The sequence below is a fragment of the Streptomyces sp. MMG1533 genome, from assembly GCF_001279775.1.
In the GTDB taxonomy this organism is placed as follows: domain Bacteria; phylum Actinomycetota; class Actinomycetes; order Streptomycetales; family Streptomycetaceae; genus Streptomyces.
This window is the reverse complement of record NZ_LGDG01000003.1, coordinates 51,124-69,467: the sequence shown is the minus strand read 5'-3', so window position 1 is coordinate 69,467 and position 18,344 is coordinate 51,124. Positions and strand designations below refer to the sequence as shown.

Below are 18,344 nucleotides of genomic sequence, written 5' to 3'. Positions count from 1 at the left end.
AGCCGGAAAGTGAGCAGGGCTCACATTCTGGTCACGTGCGTGGCGTGAAACAGCGCTCCCGGTGCGTACTCGCGTCGCATCTGACCCAAACGCAACAGGAGCTGTACGTAAGCGAGTTGACGTCTTCTACGTCACTGGGAGACGGGACACCTGCCGCGACCCGTCCTTGGCGACCGCCTTCGCGATCTTCTCCGCGTCGATGGCCAGTTCGCGGAACATGCCGCTGATGGGGTTGGTGAAGCCGCTGAAGAAGAGGCCGGGGGCATTGTCGGGGCAGCGGGCGCCGTGCACGACCGGCCTGCCGCGGGCGTCCAGCACGTCGAGGTGGCCGACCAGGCCCTCCAGGGCGCGGGCGTAACCGGTGGCCGCGATCACCGCGTCCGGCTCGACGCGGGTGCCGTCGGCGAGGACGACCTTGCCGTCGTCGAAGCCCTCGACGGCGGCCACGACCTCGACCGTGCCCTTGCGGACCGCGTCGATCAGGCCGACGTCCTGCACCGGGATCGAGCCCTCGTTGACGCGGGTGTAGAGGCCGGTGTCGGGGCGGGGCAGTCCGTGCGCGGAGAGGTCGGGCACGCTGAGCTTGGCCATCGGCCCCGCGAGCCGGTCGACGAGGGACACCGGCAGGCGCCGTACGAGCACGCCCGTGTACTGGGCGGCCCAGCCGGCCGTCGAGCGGCGGACGATGTGCGGGACGGTGCGGACGGACAGCCGTACCCGCGAGGCGCCGCCCTCCACCAGGTCGACGGCGATCTCGGCGCCGGTGTTGCCGACCCCGACGACGAGGACGTCACGGCCGGCGTAGGGCTCGGGATTGCGGTACTCGCCGGCGTGCAGGAGCTCGCCGGTGTACGTGTCGCGCCCCGGCCAGTCGGGCACGTGGGGCGTGTGGTTGTAGCCGGTGGCGACGATCACCGCGGCGCCGGTCAGCTCCCGGCCGCCGGTGGCGTGCAGCAGCCAGCCGGTGCCGTCGGGGGAGCGCTCGATCCGGGAGACCTCGACGCCGGTGACGATCTCCAGCTCGTGGTACTCGGCGTACTTCTCCAGGTACCGCACCACGTCGTCCCGGGAGACCCAGCGCCCGAACCGGCGCGGCATCGCCAGCCCCGGCAGGCCCGAGAGGCGGCGGGTGGTGTGCAGGTGCAGCCGGTCGTAGTGGCGCCGCCAGGACGCCCCGACGCGGTCGGACTTCTCCAGCACGACGGCACGCAGGCCCTGGGCGCGCAGCGCGTACGCGGCGGCGAGTCCGCCCGGTCCGCCGCCGATGACGTACACGGGGCGGTCTGTGTGGTTCGGCTCCGCGGGGCTCGCGGAGGCGGGGGAGGGCGCTGTGGAGTCGGCCATGTGCGCGAGCGTAATCACACCCTGGGTTGATGGGTCTCGGTCAAGACCGGAATTGGTTGCGGATTGATCACGGCTGTAGGAGGAGTGGGTGGGACCTGTGACGTAGGGCGCCTGGTTGTGGTGACGGGGTGCGATACCGGCATCGGAGACCGACACCGCATACCGGCAAGGGACACGACAAGCGGTACCGGCCAGCGGGACCCACAAGCGGTACGGGCAAGCGGTACCGGCACCGGAAAGGCCACGGCGCCGAGCCCGCATGGTGCGGAGGGGCTCGGCGCCGTGGGGCGGCGGCCGGAGTCTTGACGGGAAACCTGGGCCGCGGTCGGGGGGAGAGGGGTCCGGGGCTACTTCTTCTTGTAGCCCGTCACCTTGGCGATCCACTGGATGAAGTCGCCCGGGTCGGTGTTCGCGCCGTGGCCCTGGTCCCAGTAGTAGAGGTGGTTGACGTCGTCGCCGAGTCCGGCCGCGGCGGCGGCGATGTTGGCGGACACGGTCAGCGAGGTGTCGCTGTCCTCCGTGCCGAGGCGAATCCACCAGTGCTTGGAGCGACCGGGGTTCTTCTGCCCGAGGTGGTACATCGGGTTCATCAGGTTCAGCATCTCGGGTATGTCGCTGTCGAGACGCTTGGCGGTGAGGCCGGTGGTGTCGTTCTTCAGGCCGTACGCCGTGAAGTGGCGGGTCTCGGTGGTGCCCTTGCCGAACTCGTTGTTCTCGCCCGTCGACAGGTCGAAGGCGTCGAAGGCCGGGGTGGTCTTCTTGCGGGCACCGACGTGGGTGAGGAAGTCGGCCCAGGTGAAGGTGGCCTTGCCGCCGGACCAGGTGATGAAGGTGTTTGCGGCGAGGTAGGTCTCGCGGTCTGAGTCCGACAGGCTCTTCAAGTACGTGGTCGCCGACGGCTCCAGGTACTGCTTGACCAGGTACTCGTCGTAGTTGCGGGCCGTGAGGGTGCCGAACCCGTTCAGGCCGCGCAGCTTCAGGGTGGCCTGGTACTCGGCGAACTGGGACCGCAGCTCCTTGGAGACCGTCTGGTCGACCTGCTCGCCGGTGCTGAGGTCGTTGGTGCCCCAGTTCCACTCGTAGGCGCCGTCGGCGTGCTCCAGGTCGGTGATCGGGCACCAGGCACCGGTCGCGAAGATGGCGTCGGAGGCGTCGGCCGCTCCGAGTTCCTTGAGGTACTTGGCGTAGATCTTGCTGTCGCCGGAGGCGCCGAGCAGCGACGACAGGGCGCCGCCTGCGCTGGTGCCCGCGGAGACGATCCGGTCGGTGTTGCCGGGGATGCGGCCCTTGTTGAAGCGGACGTACCGGACTGCGGCCTTGAGGTCGACGATGGCGGCCGGAGCGGTGCCGTAGTACTCGCCGTCGGCGTTCTTCAGGGTGCGGCCGCGGGCGCCGGGCTCGACGACGACGTATCCGGCGGCCAGCGCCAGGAGCTGGTTGGTGGACAGGGCGCCGCCCGTGCCGTTGGTGTTGCCATTGGCGTTGGAGGCCGAGGGGCTGGGCGCGGCGCTGCCGGAAGGCGCGCCACTGGGCATGCCGCCGCCCCCGGACATGCCCCCGCCGCCGATGCCGGTGGCGTCCGCCACGGAGGACGGCATGTACCCGCCGACGGAGTTGGCGAACAGGATGGGCGCGTCGCTCGCGTCCACGGCCTCGCCGTCGATCTTGACCGGGACGCTGACGTTCAGGCTCTGGTAGTCCTCGTCCACCGGGTTGGCGACGTAGGTGATGGCCTTCCAGAAGTGGTAGACCACCTCCTTGTCGTCGCCGTCGGTGTCGGTGACCGTCGTCGTCAGCTCGGTGTAGCCGTCGGGGTCGAAGGCCAGGGCGTCCGAGGAGGACGAGCTGTCGGCCCCGTCGGCGGCCTGGGCGCTGAGCGCGATCCCGCCGACCGCGGCGACCCCGGCGGTGGCGCCGATCGCCATGACTACGTTCCTGCGCTTCACTGCCCTGTGCTTCACGATCTGGACTCCTCGGCCGCATTCGGTGCTTGCGTCAGCGAACGTATTCAAGCGCCAACAATATTGCCAACAATTCCGGCCGATTCATCGAGGACCCACAGCTTCTTGGCGAGTGCACAGGTTCCTCTCATGTGACGCGGGGTTCCCGGAGGTCGGTATCTGACGTACCGTCAGATCCATGGACACGATCTGGCTCACCGGTGCGCAGTGGCTGGCCGTGCTGCGCATAGGGCTCGGGCTGTGGTGGCTGGAGAGCTGGCGGCACAAGGACAAGAAGACCTGGTTCGAGGGCGCCGGGATCGCCTGGGCCGCGGACGTGGCGGCCAAGCATCGCTGGAACGCGGTGCGCAGCGGCTTCGACGTCGTCGTCACGCCGTACCCGAGGACCATGGCGTACGTCGTCGTGTACGCGGAACTCGCCCTCGGCCTCGGCCTGGTCCTCGGGTTCCTGACCCCGGTCGCCCTGGTCGGCGGGCTGCTGCTCAACCTGCTCTACCTCGTGCTGATGATCCACGACTGGGCCGAGCAGGGGCAGAACTCGATGATGGCGCTGATCTCGGTGGGGGCGTTGTTCGGGATGTCCTGGCAGACGTGGTCGCTGGACAGCGCGCTGGGTCTCTTCCCGTGAGTGCGCGCTTCGACCTCCCCGAGGCGGACGCCTTCACCCGGACGTACTGGGACGCTGCGGCGCAGGGGCGGCTGCTGATCCGGCGCTGCGGGGCGTGCGGGCGGCCCCACCACTACCCGCGCGAGTTCTGCCCGCACTGCTGGAGCGAGGACGTGAGCTGGGAGCCGGCGAGCGGTCGGGCCGCGCTCTACACCTGGTCCGTCGTCCACCGCAACGACCTGCCGCCCTTCGCCGGGCGCACTCCGTACGTCGCCGCGGTCGTCGACCTCGCCGAGGGGCCGCGGATGATGACGGAGGTCGTGGAGTGCGGGGAAGACCGGCTGCGGGCCGGGATGGAGCTGGAGGTCGCCTTCCGGGAAGGGATGCCGGTGTTCCGGCCGCCCGGGTGAGGCCGGAACGGCTTCGGTCGGCGAGGCCGAGCGGCTTCAATGGCCTGATGAGCCACGTCGACGACCAGCACCTCGCCCGTCCCCTCCCCGATCTGCACGCCCCCGGCATACGCCTGCGGCCCTGGGACCCCAGGTCCGACGCCGACGTCGCGACCTGGCTGCGCGGCACGACGGAACCGGAGTTCCGGCGCTGGAACACACCGCTCAGGCCGGTCACCGACCTCGTGGGCGCCCGCGAGTCGCTGCGCTCCAAGGCCGTTCAGGCGGTGGAGGGAACCTCGGCGTCGTACTGCGTGACGGACGCCGACACCGGTACGACCCTGGGCCACGTCGGCGTCAACGGGATCGACCACGTCCTGCGCCTCGCCCGCGTCGGCTACTGGGTCCTCCCCGAGGCCCGCGGCCGCCACGTCGCCACCCGCGCCCTCGCCCTCGCCGCCCACTGGGCCTTCACCGGCCTCGGCCTCCACCGCCTCGAACTCGGCCACGCCCTCGGCCACGACGCCTCCTGCCGGGTCGCCGAGCGATGCGGGTTCCGCTACGAGGGCACGCTGCGGGGCGCGATGTTCGAGGCGGGCCGCCACGACGCCTTCCGGGACCTGCACCTGCATGCGCGACTGGCGACGGACCCGGAGCCAGAGGTGTAGCCCTCGGTCGGTTACCGGCACAGGCCCGTCAGGGCCAGAGCAGTTCCCTCGCCCAGGCATCCGCTCCACGCAGGTAACGGAGCCGCACGTGCCGCCGTCGCGCGTCCCCCTGGAAGAACTCCACCTCGTCCGGCCGGAGGCGGTACAGGGTCCACGTCGGGACCGGGGCGTCGGGATCCTGCTGCGCCCGGTCCCAGGCGGCCTCCGAGACGCGGGCCAGTTCGTCGAGGGAGTCGAGGGGCTCGCTCTGCCGCCCGGTGAGGGCGGCCGCCAGCGCGCCCGTCGAGCGGGCATGCAGATCAGCCTGCCCTTCCGCGGACGCCGCGGCCGTGACCGGTCCCCGGACCCGCACCTGACGGCCCAGGACCGGCCAGTAGAAGCCGAGGGCGGCGTACGGGCGGGCGGTCAGCTGTCGGCCCTTGCGGCTGGAGACATGGCTTGCGAAGGACCAGCCGTCCGCGTCGGCGCCGTGCAGCATCACGGTCCGTACGTCCGGCCGGCCCTCTTCGTCCGACGTCGCGAGGGACATGGTGTGCGGCTCGCTCTGCCCGGCGGCCACCGCCTCGGCGAACCACGTGGTGAAGAGGGGCAGGGGGGCGTCGGGGGCGGAGGCCGGGTCGAAGGGCGGCAGCGCGGTGACCTCCGGGTCCCACACCCGCAGTGACCTCAGCAGCTCGTGAAGATCGGTTCCCATGCCCCGATTGTCACGTGCCCCGCGCCTCAGACCGTACCGAGGTCCGACGACACCCACCGTTCGGGCCGCATCCGGATCACGACCTGCTCGCCGTGCTCCTTCCAGGCGGTGTCGACGTACCCGTCCACCTTGTCGGCCGGGAGGTAGCGCGCGGAGATCTCCCGGAGCTGCTCGATGGTGGCGGGGGCCGTGTCGACGACCGGTCCCTCGACCGACACGTACCGAATGGTGGGTTCGAGCCGGTCGATCATCAGCGTGAACCGGCCCGCCGCGCCGATCAGTTCGTTCTTGCGGGAGTCCAGGCCCGTCATGATCCACACGGTGCCGTCGGACTCGTACTGGTACCAGATCGGCACGGTCAGCGGGGCGCGCCCCGCTCCCGCGTCGACCGCGAGTGCGGCGACATGCGGCTCGGCCAGGAACTTCTCACGCTCTTCGCGGGTCAGGGCCATACGGTCTCCTCCAGCGGCTCGGACGTCAGCCGGGTGTCCGGCGGAACTGCGCCATCAGTACGCCGTGCAGCTGCTCCGCGTCCACGAACTCACCGACCTCCCGTGCACCACAACACCGGCGGAGGAGGTCGGTGTTCCCCTCCGGCGGCGGTACGCCGACGTAGATGCCATTGATGAGTACGGAGGAAGGCCGCAATCTGGTCCTCGTCGAGTCTCAGGGAGGCAGTACGTTGATCTCCAAGCCGGAGCAGGTCAACGGGCCGACGAGTGACCGCGTGCGGCTGATACCGGACGATCCCTTTCCCGAGGTCGGCGATCCGCGCGCGGTCGTTCCGCAGCCCGGTCATGGCTCTCGCCCGGATCGAACAGCCGTTCACCGGAGGGTGGATGTCGGTGGCCCGGACCGGATGGCATGCCGTGTTCGTCGACGACGACCTCGGTCCGGGCCTCATTTCCCTCCACGAGATCAGCAGACGCGAGCGCAGGGTGCAGCGTCGCGCCTTCCCCACGGGTCGGGTGGTCTGGGACTTCGACGTGGGATCGGAGGTGACCGGGTTGGACGCCGACTCGGGGTTCCTCCACGTCGTGACGGCCCGACGGGAACTGATCACTCTGAACGCGCAGGACGGAACGGTGATCCAGAGGAAGCACATCGTCTTCGGCCATCCCCCCTACACCCCGCTGTGTGTGACCGTCGCCCCGAACGGAGACGTACTGGTCGGAACCGCCGAGGGCCGGATCCTGGTGCTGCCGCCGCAGGAGTAGCCGCTCGTTCCTCGCCCCTCAGTCCCTCGCCCCTCAGTCCCTTGCCGTTCAGCCCCTCGTCCCTCAGCCCTCAGCCCCTCAGTCCCGCCCCAGCACCACCGTCCCCGAGGAACAGAACCAGCCCCCCGTCCCTGAGGCCACCCCCAGTCGAGGCAACTGCCCACGGGAGTCCCGCACTTGCCGCGCGCTCCCCTCCCCCCGCAACTGCCGCACCGCCTCCACCAGCAGGAACAGCCCCCGCATTCCGGGATGCTGGGCCGACAGCCCGCCTCCGTCCGTGTTCACCGGCAGCTCCCCGCCCTCGACCTTCAGCCGCCCCTTCTCCACGAACGCCCCGCCCTCGCCCTTCCCGCAGAATCCGAGGTCCTCCAGCGTCACCAACGTCATGTAGGTGAAGGCGTCGTAGATCTCGGCGAAGTCGATCTCGTCGGGCCGGACTCCCGCCCGTTCGAAAGCGATCCGTCCGCTCACCGCCGCCGGGGACACCGTGAAGTCGGGCCACTCGGACATCGCGGAGTGCGAGACGTGCTCGCCGGTGCCGAGGATCCACACCGGCCGGGTACGGCAGTCGGGTACGTACTCCTCGGCCGCGAGCAGCACCGCCGCCCCGCCGTCGGACCGTAGGCAGCAGTGGAGTTTGGTGAAGGGGTCCGCGATCACCGGGCCGGACAGGACGTCGTCGACCGTGATGGGGTCGCGGAACATCGCCTCGGGGTTCAGGGCGGCGTTGGCGCGTGCCTGGACCGCCACCTCCGCCAACTGCTCGATCCTCGTGCCGTGTTCGATCATGTGACGGCGGGCCGCCATGGCGTACTTGGCGATCAGCGTGTGGCCGTATTGCACCTCGAACTGGAGCGGGCCACGGGACCCGAAGGAGAGGTTCCCGGTCCTGCGTCCCGCCTTGATGTCCGCGCGGGCCGTCGAGCCGTAGACCAGCAACACCGCGTTCGCGTGACCGGCGGCGATCGCGTCCGCCGCGTGCGCCGCCATGACCTCCCACGTCGAGCCGCCCACCGACGTCGAGTCGACCCAGGTGGGACGCAGGCCCAGGTACTCGGCGACCTCCACGGGGGCGAGGGTCCCGGTGCCGGCCGAGGCGAAGCCGTCGACCACCTCCCTGCCGAGCCCCGCGTCGGAGAGGGCGCGGCGGGCCGCCTGGGCGTGCAGGGTGTACGGGGTCGCGTCGTCCACGCGGCCGCAGTCGGAGAGGGAGACGCCGACGATCGCGACTTTCCGGGAGCCGGTCCTCATGAATCTGACGGTACATCAGATACGGCTCCGCGCGGCAGGTGTCACAGGGCTGGGCATCCCGCCCGCGCCGCCCTAATATGACGGACCGTCAGATCTGGAGATCGGGGGCGCCCATGGACGCCGGCTTCACCGCCGAGCAGGACGAGATCCGCCGTACCCTCCGGGAGTTGCTGCGCAAGCGCTGTGGGCCCGCCGAGCTGCGGGCCGCCGTCGACACCCCGGCCGGACACGACCCCGCCCTGTGGACCGCCCTCGCCGAGCACCTCGGGCTGCCCGGGCTCGCCCTCCCCGAGACGTACGGCGGTGTCGGCTGCTCGGTGACCGAGCTCGCCCTCGCCTGCGAGGAGACGGGCCGCTTCCTCGCCCCCTCGCCCCTGCTCGCCACCGCCGCCCTCGTCGCCCCGCTCCTGCTCGCCCTCGGCACGGACGCCCAGCGGGCCGAGCTGCTCCCGCGGATCGCCGACGGCTCCCTCACCGCCGCCCTCGCCGTCCCCGGCACCCACCTCGCCACCGCCCTCGCCCTCACCGGCGACAACGCCGGCGACTGGGCGGGCGGCGGCCGGGCGGGGGGCGTACAGGCCAGGCGGGCGGGGGACGGCTGGCGGCTGTACGGACAGGCCGACCAGGTGCTCGACGGGCACAGCGCGCGGCTGCTGCTGGTCGCCGCGCACGCGGGCGGGTTCGCGCGCTCACGGACGCTGCTCTTCCTCGTGCGCGGGGACGCGGACGGGCTCGTGCGGATACGGCAGACCGCCCTCGACGCGACCCGGCCGCAGGCGCGCGTCCAGCTGCGCGACGTGGAAGCCGAGTTGCTGGGCGACGAGGGGGCGGACGTGCTCGCCGCTCTCGCCGCCCTCGGCGACGGTGCCGCCGCCGTCCTTGCGGGCGAGGCCGTCGGGGCCGCCGACCAGGTGCTGGGGCTGACCGTCGAGTACGTGCGGCAGCGCGAGCAGTTCGGGCGGCCGATCGGGTCCTTCCAGGCGGTGAAGCACCGGCTGGCCGAGGTGTACGTACAGGTGCAGGCGGCGCGCTCGGCGGCGTACTACGCGGCCTGGGCCGCCGCGCACGGAGACGGGGTCGGCGCTCTGGCCCTCGCACAGGCGCTGGAGGCCCTGCGCTCAGCCGCCGCCGAGGGGATCCAGCTGCACGGCGGCATCGGTTTCACCTGGGAGCACGAGGCGCACCTGTACTTCAAGCGCGCCTGTGGCGACGAGCTGCTCTTCGGGCCGGTGCACCGGCTACGGGCACACGCCGCCGGCGAGGCACAACTTTTCGAGAGCACGGAGGTGACGGTGTGATCGGCGAGCGAGTGGTCCAGAAGGTGTCGTCGACGCGGGGTTTCGCCAAGGTCGCACCCCATGTCATCCCCGCGCTCGACCGTGCCGTGCACCGGCTGACCCGCGGAAGGTTCCTGCTCAGCGCCCAGCTCCTGCCGGGCGTGATCCTCACCTCGACCGGGGCGAGAAGCGGCCTGGCCCGGCGTACGCCGCTGGCCTGCATGCCGGAGGCGGGCGGCGGGAGCTGGATCCTGATCGGCTCCAACTTCGGCCGGACCGGCCACCCCGCCTGGACCGCCAACCTCCTCGCCCACCCGGACGCCACGGTCAGCTGGAAGGGGCAGGACGTCCCCGTCACGGCCCGGCTGCTGGCAGGGGAGGAACGGGCGGCTGCCTGGAAGGCGGTGCTGGCGTTCTGGCCGCCGTACGCGACGTACCAGGCGCGGGTGGAGCGCGAGATACGGCTCTTCAGGATCGTACGAAGCTGAGCTCGGAGGGATGCACCCGAGGGACGCATCGGAGGAAAGGCTCTGAGGGATGCCTCGGAGGAAAGCCTCGGAGGGATGCTCGGAGGGATGCCTCGGAGGTGAGTCTCAGAGCGTCGCCAGCCGCTGGACCAGCAGAAACGCGCCGATCCCCAGCATCGCCGCCCCAGAGGTCCGGGTGACCGCGCGGGCCGCCGCCGGGCGGGCGCCGAGGACCGCGCGGGCCGCGAGGCCGACCGTCAGGTAGACGGCGGCGCAGCACGCCATGTGGAGCAGGCCGAGTACGGCGGTCTGCGCGGCCACGGGCAGGTGCGCGCCGCCGGTGACCAGGAACTGCGGCAGGACGGAGAGGTAGAGCAGCAGCCCCTTGGGGTTGAGGCCGCTGATCGTGGCGCCGCGCAGGAAGACGCGGGCGGTGGTCGTCTCCCCGACGGGGGCCGCCGCTCCCGGGGTGCCCGGCCGGCGCAGCACCCCCCACCCCAGCCACACCAGATACGCGGCCCCGGCCGCCGTCAGCGCGGTGAGCAGCCCCTGTGAGCGCGCCACCAGCACCGCCGTCCCGGCCACCGCCAGCACCGTGTGCAGGGCGTACCCGGCGACCAGGCCTGCGACCGCCGCCACCGGCGACCTGTCCCTGAGGCCCGCCGAGATCGCGTACGCCCAGTCGGCGCCCGGCACGCACACCAGCAGCAGGTCGACGGCGAGGAAGGAGATGAGGGTTCCCGAGTCCATGGTGGGGACATTAGGCGCGATTGGCGCGAAAGTGTTCCCGAAGTTTGCCCATGATCCGCGTTATGGAGGAAGAATCTTCTCCATGGACGACGTGGACCGGAAAATTCTTGCCGAGCTGCAACAGGATGGGCGGTTGACCGTGACCGAGCTGGCCGCGCGGGTGCGGCTGAGCGTCTCGCCGTGTCACCGGCGGCTGCGCGAGCTGGAGCGGTCGGGGGCGATCAGCGGCTACCGGGCCGTCGTGGACCCGACGGCCGTCGGGCTGACCTTCGAGGCGCTGGTCTTCGTGTCGATGCGGCAGGAGGACCGGGACACGGTCGCCGAGTTCGAGAGGGCGATCGGCGAGGTCGAGCATGTGCTGGAGGCGCAGCGGCTGTTCGGGGAGCCCGACTATCTGCTGCGGGTGGCCACCGCCGATCTCGCCGCCTTCCAGCGGCTGTACGACGAGCGGCTCGCCACGCTGCCGGGCGTGCAGCGGCTGACGTCCACGCTGGTGATGAAGCACGTGGTGAAGGACCGGCCGTTGCCGGCATAGCGGCAGGCGGTGGTTCACACGGGTGAACCACCGCCTGTCAGACAGGACTTGGAGCCGGAATTACCTGGCCAAATGTCTGGTCGATTACTTGGTCGGCTTCTTGCCGGTCACGCCCAGGTGTACCAACAGCGCGAGGTTCGGCTTGAGTTCAGCCTGCTTCACGCCCCACGTCTGGAACCCCTTCTGGTGCGAGGCGACGGCCGCGAGCATCGCGACGATCGAACCCGCCACCGCCGCGGGGTTCACGTCCTTGTCGACCCTGCCCTTGGACTGCAGTTCGGCCACCGCGTCGGACAGGGAATTGTTCACGGAGTTCAGGATCTTCATACGGAGCTTGTAGAACCGCTTGTCGCCCTCGGCGGCCCCGAGGTCGACGACCCTGAGGATCGCGTCGTTGCGGCGCCAGAACTCCAGGAAGCCGTCGACGAGTTCCTGGGCGGTCTGCCAGCCGGCCTTGCCGACCCAGGAGCGGCCGGCGACCAACTCGGTCAACTCGGCGCCCTCGGCGGCCATTTGCTCGGCGATCTCCAGGACGGCGCCTTCGACGTCCGGAAAGTACTGGTAGAAGGTCGCGGGTGAAGTCCCCGCCTTCCGGGCGACATCGATGACTTTGACGTCCCGGTAAGGGGAGGAGCTGAGCATCTCGCTGAGGCAGTCGAGCAGCTTCTGCCGGGTCGCCTGCCCACGCCGACCGGCCACGCGGCCGTCGACGGTACGCACTTGTCCTGTCATGCCGTCAGCTTACCGAGGGGTGATCGGAGCGCGATTCGGCCGACTGCAAATGGGGTGCACGGGCAGGACGGGGCGGGTGTGCCTGGTCTGCGGGGTGCGGGAGACGCCGTTACTTTGGCGGCATGGCCGAAAACAGGGCATCCGGGTACGGAGAGGACGTCTACGGAGAGGGCGTCCCCTGCTGGGTGGACGCACAGCTCCCCGACGTCGAGGCGGGCAAGCGGTTCTACGGTGAACTCTTCGGGTGGACCTTCGAGGAGTCGTACGGCGGCTCCACACGAGCCCTGCGGGACGGCGAGCCCGTCGCGGCGCTCGACCGCAAGGCGGACGGCCGGCTGCCCACCGTCTGGACGGTCTACTTCGCCACCCCGGACGTCGAAGGACTCGCCGACCGGGTCTGGGCGGCCGGCGGGCAGGTCGTCACCGCACCCCTGCCGGTCGGCGACCTGGGCACGGCCGCGCTGGTCACCGACCCGGAGGGCGCCGTCTTCGGCCTCTGGGAACCGGGCACGCACCGCGGCTTCGGCAGGCGGCACGAGCCGGGCACCTTCGTCTGGGCCGAGCTGTACACCCGGGACACCGAGACCGCCAACACCTTCTACGGCGGCCTCTTCCACGACGCCCTCTTCGGGCCGGACGCCCACCCCGACTTCGGCCGCGCGCCCGTCTCCGACGTCTTCCCCAGTGAGATGCCGTCCCACTTCCTCGTCCACTTCGGTGTGGCGGACTGCGCGGCCGCCCTCGGGACGGTGAACCGGCTGGGCGGACGCGTCCAGGCACCGCCCTTCGAGACTTCGTACGGGCGGGTGGCCGTGGTCACCGACAATCAGGGGGCGTCATTCGCGCTGCTGGAGCGCTAGCCGAAGCGCCGGGCACATTGCCGAAGCGGGGGAGCGCACCGCCGACGCGATGGGGGATGCTGCTTTGATGTGAGACACCCCATTTGTTTCCGGGTTCGCAACCAGCGCCCCGGCCAGGAAGAATCGGGGTGCGTGCCGCCAGGGCGGTGCGGTGGTGAGACGCTGCACGGGGTCGCGTACATATGTGGAATGACGTGACCCGTACGGGGAGGTGGCAGGCAAGTGGTGGATCAGCTGACGCAGCACGATCCGCGGCGCATCGGGCCGTTCGAGGTGCTGGGACGGCTGGGTGCCGGCGGCATGGGGCTGGTCTATCTCGCGCGCTCGGCTTCCGGCCGGCGCGTGGCGATCAAGACGGTCCGTACGGAGCTCGCCGAGGACCAGCTCTTCCGCGTCCGCTTCACGCGCGAGGTGGAGGCGGCCCGGGCGGTGTCCGGCTTCTACACGGCGGCCGTGGTCGACGCCGATCCGCGGGCGGCGGTGCCGTGGCTGGCCACCGCTTACGTTCCCGCGCCCTCGCTCGAGGAGATAGTGAACGAGTGCGGGCCGATGCCGGCCCAGGCGGTGCGCTGGCTGGCGGCGGGTGTCGCGGAGGCGCTGCAGTCGATCCACGGCGCCGGGCTGGTGCACCGTGACCTGAAGCCCTCGAACGTGCTGGTGGTCGAGGACGGCCCGAGGGTCATCGACTTCGGTATCGCGTCCGGCGTATCGAACACACGTTTGACGATGACGAACGTCGCCGTGGGCACCCCCGCCTACATGTCCCCCGAGCAGGCGAAGGACTCCCGCAGCGTCACGGGCGCCAGTGACGTCTTCTCGCTCGGCTCCATGCTGGTCTTCGCCGCCACCGGCCACCCGCCCTTCCACGGCGCCAACCCCGTCGAGACCGTCTTCATGCTGCTCCGTGAGGGCCCGGACCTCGAAGGCCTCCCGGACGAACTGCGCCCTCTCATCGAGTCCTGTATGCAGATGGAGGCCACGGCCCGGCCCAACCCGGCCGACCTCCAGTCCCAGCTGGCGCCTCACCTGTTCGGCTCAGGGTCGGACGACAGCGGCACGGCGTCGGCGTGGCTGCCCGAGCGGGCGGTGGGCCTGATCGAGGCGCGTCGCGGCGGACGGCCGCCGGTGAAGCAGACACAGAGCGGCGGACGAAGCGGAGGCGGCCGGGTCGCTCCCGTCCCGCCCCCGCCGTCCCGCGACCCCGTGGTCCCGTCTCCCGTGTCGCCGGTCTCCGTCGGTGCCCCCGACACCGGCCCCGTGCGCCTCGCCGGCGCCCAGGTGCCCATCGGGCCCGGCCCGCGCGTCGCCGACGCCCGCGCCGCAGCCGTCAAGGCGCCCCCTCCGGAGGCCGGCCTGGTCGCCTCCTGGTCCAAACCCCGCCCCGGCGTCAACGGCACAGACCCTGCCGTAGGCCCTGCCGTACCGTCCGCGCCTCCCGCGCCCGCCGAGACCGCGGCCGGCTGGCGCCCCTGGCGCTTCCGCATGTCGAACGACGTCTGGGGCACCCCCTCCGTCGCCGGCGACCTCGTCTACGTCACCTCCTTCGAGGTCCACGCCCTGGATGTGGCGACCGGCCGCCGGCGCTTCAAGACGCGGGACGTGGCCTGGTCGATGGCGGTCGCGGACGGCCGTATCCACGCCTCCGACGGACCCACCCTGTTCGCCCTCGACGCCCGTGAGGGCGGCGACCTGTGGCGGCTGTCCACGGACGCCTGGGTGTACTCCCTCAAGGCCGACCGGGGCACCGTGATCACCGGGACGCGCGGCGGCGGCGTCCAGGCCTGGGAGGCCTCCGGCGGCCAGAAGCTGTGGGAGCTCACCGGCTGCCAGACCGACTTCGAGTCTCCGGAGGCCGGGCCCACCCTGCACGAGGGCACGGTCTACCTCTGGCACGACGCCCGCCTGCGCGCCCTGGACGCCCGCACCGGCGACGAGCGCTGGTCGTACCCCATCGGCGACGCGGCCTCCTGCGGCGGCGTACCGGTCCGGGTGGCCCAGGCGCACGACGGCCACGTCTACGTCTGCGCGGGCACCCGGGTCCTCGCGCTCGACGCGGCGAGCGGCCACGTCCGCTGGCACTTCGAGGCCCCGGCCGTCTTCCTCTGCCCGCCCACCTTCGTCCCCGGCCCCGCGGTCACCGGCGGCGGCGTGTACCTCGCCGACTACCTCGGCACGGTCTACGCCCTCGACGCCACCGACGGCCGCGACCGCTGGCGCATCGCCACCGAGGCCCGGTCCTCCGTCGACTCGGTGCTGGTGGCCGGCGGTCACGTCCACGTGGGCAGCGGCAAGGGGCTCTACACCCTCGACGCGGTCACCGGCACGCCCAAGTGGCGCTTCCAGGCGGGCGGCGACATCGTCGGCGCCCCGGCGGTGGCGGAGGGCCGTATCCACTTCGGCTCGACGGACCATCTGCTCTACACGCTCAAGGCCGACGACGGCCGCCTTCGCTGGAAGCTCGCGACGGGCGGCGAGATCACCGGCTCCCCGGTCGTGAAGGACGGGGTCGTGTACGCGTGCAGCAAGGACCGGTGCGTGTACGCGCTGGACGCGGAGAAAGGCACGGGGACGGCGAGGACCACCTGACGCGGATGGCGGGACGGCCGTCGTACGGGTGCACGGAAGAGGTGACGCCGGGTACGCGACCATCGCCACGCCGTGACATGGCCGTGACAGGCGTTCCATAGAGTGACGGCATGCATCTACGGGGGCGCAGGCTCAAGTTCACAGCGGTGGCGGTACTGGTGGTGCTGTCGCTCACGGGATTCTCTTCGGGGCGGCACGGTCACGGCCGCAAGAGTGACGGCGGCAGCGGAGGCGGCTGCAGCAGCTCCAGCCAGAACCACGACAGTTCGTCGTCGACGTCCGGCGGCAGCAGGTACCGCGACTACGACGACGATGACGACTACGGCGACACCGGAAGCTCCTCCGGCAGTTCGTCCGCGAGCACCTCCACGCCCCTGAAGGACGCCAGGGTCAAGCTGGTGAGCTGCGCGACGGAGGACAACGCGTACGCCACGGTCAAGGTCAGCAACCCGAACTCCCAGGGCGCCTACTTCACCGTCACCGTCAGGTTCGTCGATGCCGGTTCCGAGCAGCTGGACGCACAGAGCGTGGACGAGTTCGTCGCCGCGAACGACGCGGCGACGGTGCAGGTGCCACTGGAAAATCCGGGTCTGGCGGCCCAGGTCGACCACTGCGACCCGGACTTGTACGCTCCGGCCGGCTGACGGCGCTCAACGCAACCGGAACTTCCCGCCCCGCCGTCCGGCGAACAGCTCCGCCTGCCGCTCGGCGGGCAGGTTCCCCAGCGAGATGAGATGCGGCGCCTGCGCGAACCCCTGTGCACGCGCCGCCTCCTTCGCCGCCCACAGCGCACGGACCGTCCCCTGGACGGCCTCGGCCGGATACCCGGCGATGACGGCGGCGCAGGCGGTCGCCGCCTGCAACGCCCCACCCGACTCGGTCAGTTCGGAGACGAGCCCGATGTCATGGGCCCGTTGCGCGGAGATCCGCTCGGCCGTGCCCATCAGCATCATCCGCGCGACCTCCCCGTGCGGCATCCGCTGCGCCATCAGCACCGACTCGTACGCGCTGACCATGCCGTACGTGGTGTGCGGATCGAAGAAGACGGCCGTCGGGTCCGCCACCAGGAAGTCGCTCTCGCCGAGCAGGTAGAAGGCCCCGCCGCAGGCCATCCCCCGCACGGCCGCGATGACGGGTTTCCACAGGTCGTTGGACTTGGGGCCGATGTACAGCAGCGGATCGTCCTGCATGTACGGCGAGTCCGGCTGCGGCACGACCACGTCCCGGTCGAGTCCGGTGGAGAACGCCCGCTCCCCGGAGCCGGTGAGGACGACGGCCCGCACGGAGTCGTCGAACCTCAACTCCCGCCATCTCGACCGGAGTTCGTCGGCCATGGCGAGGTCGATGGCATTGAGCCTGGCGGGCCGGTCGAGGGTGACGACGGCGACGCCGGTGTCCTTGTCGGTGTCGACGCGCACGCTCACGGCCGCTCCGGGAGCCATTGGGGGAGCCCGGTCGCCTCGTCGTAGGCGAAGCGCACCTTGGCGCCGATGCGAATGCCGTGCGGATCAAGGGAGTCGAGAGGCGCGCCGGGCTCGCTGACCAGGTTGCCGACGAGCCGTATGCGGGGCGCCTCGGCGAGCTCGACGACGACGACGTTGTACGGCGCCAGCGCCGCGTAGTCCGGCAGCAGCGGCGGGTGCGGAACGACGTACGACCAGATGCGCCCCTGCCCTGACAGCGCCCGCCATTCGCTCGCGAAGGACCGGCAGTGCGGACAGCACGGGCGGGGCGGGAAGCGGAGCTCGCCGCAGTCGGCGCAGGCCTGGACGCGCAGCTCGCCCTGGGCGGCGTACTGCCAGAAGGGGGCGCCGTCGGGGTCGGTCGCGGGGGTCAGCACGGGTCAACTCCTCAGCAGCAGGGCGGAGGTGGGGACACCCTCACCTGCGGTGACGAGACAGGTGGCGGCGCCCGGGACCTGTGCCGTACTGGTCCCGCGGAGCTGCTTCACGCCTTCGGTGATGAGGTTGAAGCCATGGACGTACGCCTCGCTGAGCCCGCCGCCCCCGGTGTTGACGGGCAGCCGCCCGCCGATCTCCAGCGCACCTCCCTCGGTGAAGGCACCCCCCTCCCCCCTCCCGCAGAAGCCGTAGCCCTCCAGGGAGAGCGGGACGAGGGGCGTGAAGGCGTCGTAGATCTGGGCGACGTCGACGTCCTGGGGCGCGAAGTCGGCGTGTTTCCACAGGTGCCGGGCGGCGGTCCAGGCGGGGCCGGTGAGGGGGTCGTCGTTCCAGTAGTTGACCATGCCGTGGTGCTGGGCGGGGAGGCCTTGGGCGGCGGAGTGGACGTACACGGGTCTGCGCCGGCAGTCCCGGGCCCGCTCCCTGCCGACGAGCACGCAGGCCAACGCCCCGTCCGTCTCCAGGCAGTTGTCGAAGAGGCAGAGGGGCTCGCTGATCCAGCGGGACGTCATGTACATCTCGCGGGTGAGGGGGCGGTCGTACATGATCGCGGCGGGGTTCTGGTTGGCCCGGTTGCGGCAGGCGAGGGCGACGTTGAAGAGGTGATCGCGGGTGGCGCCGTACTCGTGCATGTAACGGCGGGCCAGCATGGCTATCTCGTCCACGGGCCTCAGGAGACCGAAGGGCCGCGTCCACTGGGCGGGGGTGGGGAGCTGGACGGTGGTGTTCTTCCAGGGCCGGGGCCCGGACCCCCGCTTCCGGGACCTCCATGCGACGCCGACGGTGGCCTGTCCCGTGGCGATGGCGGCGGCGAGATGGGCGACGGTGGCACAGGAGCCGCCGCCGCCGTACCCGATCTTGCTGAAGAAGGTGAGGTCACCGAAGCCGACGGCCTTCGCGAGCTCGACCTCGTCGGTCTCCTCCATCGTGTACGAGGCCAGGGCGTCGACCTCGCCGGGCGCGATCCCGGCGTCGTCCAGAGCGGCGAGAACGGCGCGGCAGGCGAGGGTCTTCTCGTCCTCGGGGAGGTGTTTCGCGAAGGGGGTCTGACCGACGCCGACGATGGCGGTGGCGTCCTTGATTCCTGCTGCTCCGGCCATGTCGG

The 18,344-nt window shown here is 71.2% G+C and carries 20 protein-coding genes; 10 read left to right on the top strand and 10 right to left on the bottom strand.

From position 1 onward, the window contains the following. Positions 1-126: 126 nt before the first annotated feature. Both ADK57_RS02040 and ADK57_RS02035 read right to left on the bottom strand, forming a co-directional pair. Entirely contained in the window at positions 127-1,344 is a 1,218-nt protein-coding gene (locus tag ADK57_RS02040) for a flavin-containing monooxygenase (RefSeq protein ID WP_053747567.1), read from the bottom strand. Between the two features lie 347 nt (positions 1,345-1,691). Then, the gene (locus tag ADK57_RS02035) at positions 1,692-3,269 is read right to left on the bottom strand and encodes a subtype B tannase (RefSeq protein ID WP_053747566.1); all 1,578 of its coding nucleotides are present in this window, start codon (positions 3,267-3,269) and stop codon (positions 1,692-1,694) included. 214 nt (positions 3,270-3,483) lie between these two features. On the opposite strand from ADK57_RS02035, the gene ADK57_RS02030 reads away from it, so the two are divergent. The 3 genes from ADK57_RS02030 to ADK57_RS02020 are packed head-to-tail and all read left to right on the top strand — an operon-like array spanning position 3,484 to position 4,969. Then, positions 3,484-3,933 (top strand): DoxX family membrane protein, encoded by a 450-nt coding sequence (locus tag ADK57_RS02030; RefSeq protein ID WP_053747565.1) that lies wholly within the window; start codon positions 3,484-3,486, stop codon positions 3,931-3,933. Next, a complete protein-coding gene (locus ADK57_RS02025; RefSeq protein ID WP_053747564.1) occupies positions 3,930-4,322 on the top strand; it encodes a Zn-ribbon domain-containing OB-fold protein in 393 nt (130 codons plus the stop codon). The genes ADK57_RS02030 and ADK57_RS02025 overlap by 4 nt, the downstream gene beginning before the upstream one ends. Before the next feature lie 47 nt (positions 4,323-4,369). Beyond that, positions 4,370-4,969, top strand: a complete 600-nt coding sequence (locus tag ADK57_RS02020; RefSeq protein WP_053747563.1) for a GNAT family N-acetyltransferase — start codon at positions 4,370-4,372, stop codon at positions 4,967-4,969. A gap of 28 nt (positions 4,970-4,997) precedes the next feature. Here ADK57_RS02020 and ADK57_RS02015 read toward each other — a convergent pair whose 3' ends face one another. Both ADK57_RS02015 and ADK57_RS02010 read right to left on the bottom strand, forming a co-directional pair. Continuing rightward, entirely contained in the window at positions 4,998-5,663 is a 666-nt protein-coding gene (locus ADK57_RS02015) for a pyridoxine/pyridoxamine 5'-phosphate oxidase (protein ID WP_053747562.1), read from the bottom strand. Positions 5,664-5,689: 26 nt separating this feature from the next. Then, entirely contained in the window at positions 5,690-6,115 is a 426-nt protein-coding gene (locus ADK57_RS02010; RefSeq protein ID WP_053747561.1) for a pyridoxamine 5'-phosphate oxidase family protein, read from the bottom strand. 345 nt (positions 6,116-6,460) lie between these two features. Between ADK57_RS02010 and ADK57_RS02005 the strand changes: the two genes are divergently transcribed. Continuing rightward, positions 6,461-6,880, top strand: a complete 420-nt coding sequence (locus ADK57_RS02005; RefSeq protein ID WP_053747560.1) for a hypothetical protein — start codon at positions 6,461-6,463, stop codon at positions 6,878-6,880. A 78-nt stretch (positions 6,881-6,958) separates the two neighbouring features. Here the strand turns inward: ADK57_RS02005 and ADK57_RS02000 are convergent, their stop codons facing one another. Continuing rightward, on the bottom strand, positions 6,959-8,131 hold the full coding sequence (locus ADK57_RS02000; protein ID WP_053747559.1) for a thiolase C-terminal domain-containing protein: 1,173 nt from the start codon (positions 8,129-8,131) through the stop codon (positions 6,959-6,961). Between the two features lie 113 nt (positions 8,132-8,244). On the opposite strand from ADK57_RS02000, the gene ADK57_RS01995 reads away from it, so the two are divergent. Both ADK57_RS01995 and ADK57_RS01990 read left to right on the top strand, forming a co-directional pair. Then, positions 8,245-9,429, top strand: coding sequence for an acyl-CoA dehydrogenase family protein (locus ADK57_RS01995; protein WP_053747558.1), 1,185 nt, complete (start codon positions 8,245-8,247; stop codon positions 9,427-9,429). Further along, on the top strand, positions 9,426-9,896 hold the full coding sequence (locus ADK57_RS01990) for a nitroreductase family deazaflavin-dependent oxidoreductase (RefSeq protein WP_053747557.1): 471 nt from the start codon (positions 9,426-9,428) through the stop codon (positions 9,894-9,896). Before ADK57_RS01995 ends, ADK57_RS01990 begins: the two co-directional genes overlap by 4 nt. Before the next feature lie 105 nt (positions 9,897-10,001). On the opposite strand, the gene ADK57_RS01985 is transcribed toward ADK57_RS01990, so the two are convergent. After that, positions 10,002-10,625, bottom strand: coding sequence for a LysE family translocator (locus tag ADK57_RS01985; RefSeq protein ID WP_053747556.1), 624 nt, complete (start codon positions 10,623-10,625; stop codon positions 10,002-10,004). Positions 10,626-10,707: 82 nt separating this feature from the next. Here ADK57_RS01985 and ADK57_RS01980 point away from each other — a divergent pair, with 82 nt between their 5' ends. Next, complete coding sequence (locus ADK57_RS01980; protein ID WP_053747555.1) at positions 10,708-11,160, top strand: Lrp/AsnC family transcriptional regulator; 453 nt, start codon at positions 10,708-10,710, stop codon at positions 11,158-11,160. An 84-nt stretch (positions 11,161-11,244) separates the two neighbouring features. Here ADK57_RS01980 and ADK57_RS01975 read toward each other — a convergent pair whose 3' ends face one another. Further along, positions 11,245-11,880, bottom strand: coding sequence for a TetR family transcriptional regulator (locus tag ADK57_RS01975; RefSeq protein WP_053747554.1), 636 nt, complete (start codon positions 11,878-11,880; stop codon positions 11,245-11,247). Positions 11,881-12,014: 134 nt separating this feature from the next. Between ADK57_RS01975 and ADK57_RS01970 the strand changes: the two genes are divergently transcribed. From ADK57_RS01970 to ADK57_RS01960, 3 genes are all read left to right on the top strand, one after another. Next, a complete protein-coding gene (locus ADK57_RS01970) occupies positions 12,015-12,752 on the top strand; it encodes a VOC family protein (RefSeq protein ID WP_053747553.1) in 738 nt (245 codons plus the stop codon). 222 nt (positions 12,753-12,974) lie between these two features. Beyond that, the gene (locus ADK57_RS01965) at positions 12,975-15,338 is read left to right on the top strand and encodes a PQQ-binding-like beta-propeller repeat protein (RefSeq protein ID WP_053747552.1); all 2,364 of its coding nucleotides are present in this window, start codon (positions 12,975-12,977) and stop codon (positions 15,336-15,338) included. 110 nt (positions 15,339-15,448) lie between these two features. After that, a complete protein-coding gene (locus ADK57_RS01960) occupies positions 15,449-15,982 on the top strand; it encodes a hypothetical protein (RefSeq protein ID WP_053747551.1) in 534 nt (177 codons plus the stop codon). A gap of 6 nt (positions 15,983-15,988) precedes the next feature. Here the strand turns inward: ADK57_RS01960 and ADK57_RS01955 are convergent, their stop codons facing one another. The 3 genes from ADK57_RS01955 to ADK57_RS01945 are packed head-to-tail and all read right to left on the bottom strand — an operon-like array spanning position 15,989 to position 18,339. Further along, positions 15,989-16,780 carry an enoyl-CoA hydratase/isomerase family protein gene (locus tag ADK57_RS01955; RefSeq protein WP_053747550.1) on the bottom strand — a complete coding sequence of 264 codons (792 nt, stop codon included), beginning with the start codon at positions 16,778-16,780 and terminating at the stop codon, positions 15,989-15,991. Further along, positions 16,759-17,178 (bottom strand): Zn-ribbon domain-containing OB-fold protein, encoded by a 420-nt coding sequence (locus ADK57_RS01950; RefSeq protein WP_053747549.1) that lies wholly within the window; start codon positions 17,176-17,178, stop codon positions 16,759-16,761. Before ADK57_RS01950 ends, ADK57_RS01955 begins: the two co-directional genes overlap by 22 nt. Positions 17,179-17,181: 3 nt before the next feature. Continuing rightward, entirely contained in the window at positions 17,182-18,339 is a 1,158-nt protein-coding gene (locus ADK57_RS01945; protein WP_053747548.1) for a lipid-transfer protein, read from the bottom strand. Positions 18,340-18,344: the final 5 nt, after the last annotated feature.

Excerpts from the sequence above, each read along its gene's own strand:
- ADK57_RS02040 (WP_053747567.1), bottom strand. The coding sequence starts at position 1,344 with ATGGCCGACTCCACAGCGCCCTCCCCCGCCTCCGCGAGCCCCGCGGAG.
- ADK57_RS02035 (WP_053747566.1), bottom strand. The coding sequence starts at position 3,269 with ATGGCGATCGGCGCCACCGCCGGGGTCGCCGCGGTCGGCGGGATCGCG.
- ADK57_RS02030 (WP_053747565.1), top strand. The coding sequence starts at position 3,484 with ATGGACACGATCTGGCTCACCGGTGCGCAGTGGCTGGCCGTGCTGCGC.
- ADK57_RS02020 (WP_053747563.1), top strand. The coding sequence starts at position 4,370 with ATGAGCCACGTCGACGACCAGCACCTCGCCCGTCCCCTCCCCGATCTG.
- ADK57_RS02015 (WP_053747562.1), bottom strand. The coding sequence starts at position 5,663 with ATGGGAACCGATCTTCACGAGCTGCTGAGGTCACTGCGGGTGTGGGAC.
- ADK57_RS02010 (WP_053747561.1), bottom strand. The coding sequence starts at position 6,115 with ATGGCCCTGACCCGCGAAGAGCGTGAGAAGTTCCTGGCCGAGCCGCAT.
- ADK57_RS02005 (WP_053747560.1), top strand. The coding sequence starts at position 6,461 with ATGGCTCTCGCCCGGATCGAACAGCCGTTCACCGGAGGGTGGATGTCG.
- ADK57_RS02000 (WP_053747559.1), bottom strand. The coding sequence starts at position 8,131 with ATGAGGACCGGCTCCCGGAAAGTCGCGATCGTCGGCGTCTCCCTCTCC.
- ADK57_RS01995 (WP_053747558.1), top strand. The coding sequence starts at position 8,245 with ATGGACGCCGGCTTCACCGCCGAGCAGGACGAGATCCGCCGTACCCTC.
- ADK57_RS01985 (WP_053747556.1), bottom strand. The coding sequence starts at position 10,625 with ATGGACTCGGGAACCCTCATCTCCTTCCTCGCCGTCGACCTGCTGCTG.
- ADK57_RS01980 (WP_053747555.1), top strand. The coding sequence starts at position 10,708 with ATGGACGACGTGGACCGGAAAATTCTTGCCGAGCTGCAACAGGATGGG.
- ADK57_RS01970 (WP_053747553.1), top strand. The coding sequence starts at position 12,015 with ATGGCCGAAAACAGGGCATCCGGGTACGGAGAGGACGTCTACGGAGAG.
- ADK57_RS01960 (WP_053747551.1), top strand. The coding sequence starts at position 15,449 with ATGCATCTACGGGGGCGCAGGCTCAAGTTCACAGCGGTGGCGGTACTG.
- ADK57_RS01955 (WP_053747550.1), bottom strand. The coding sequence starts at position 16,780 with ATGGCTCCCGGAGCGGCCGTGAGCGTGCGCGTCGACACCGACAAGGAC.
- ADK57_RS01945 (WP_053747548.1), bottom strand. The coding sequence starts at position 18,339 with ATGGCCGGAGCAGCAGGAATCAAGGACGCCACCGCCATCGTCGGCGTC.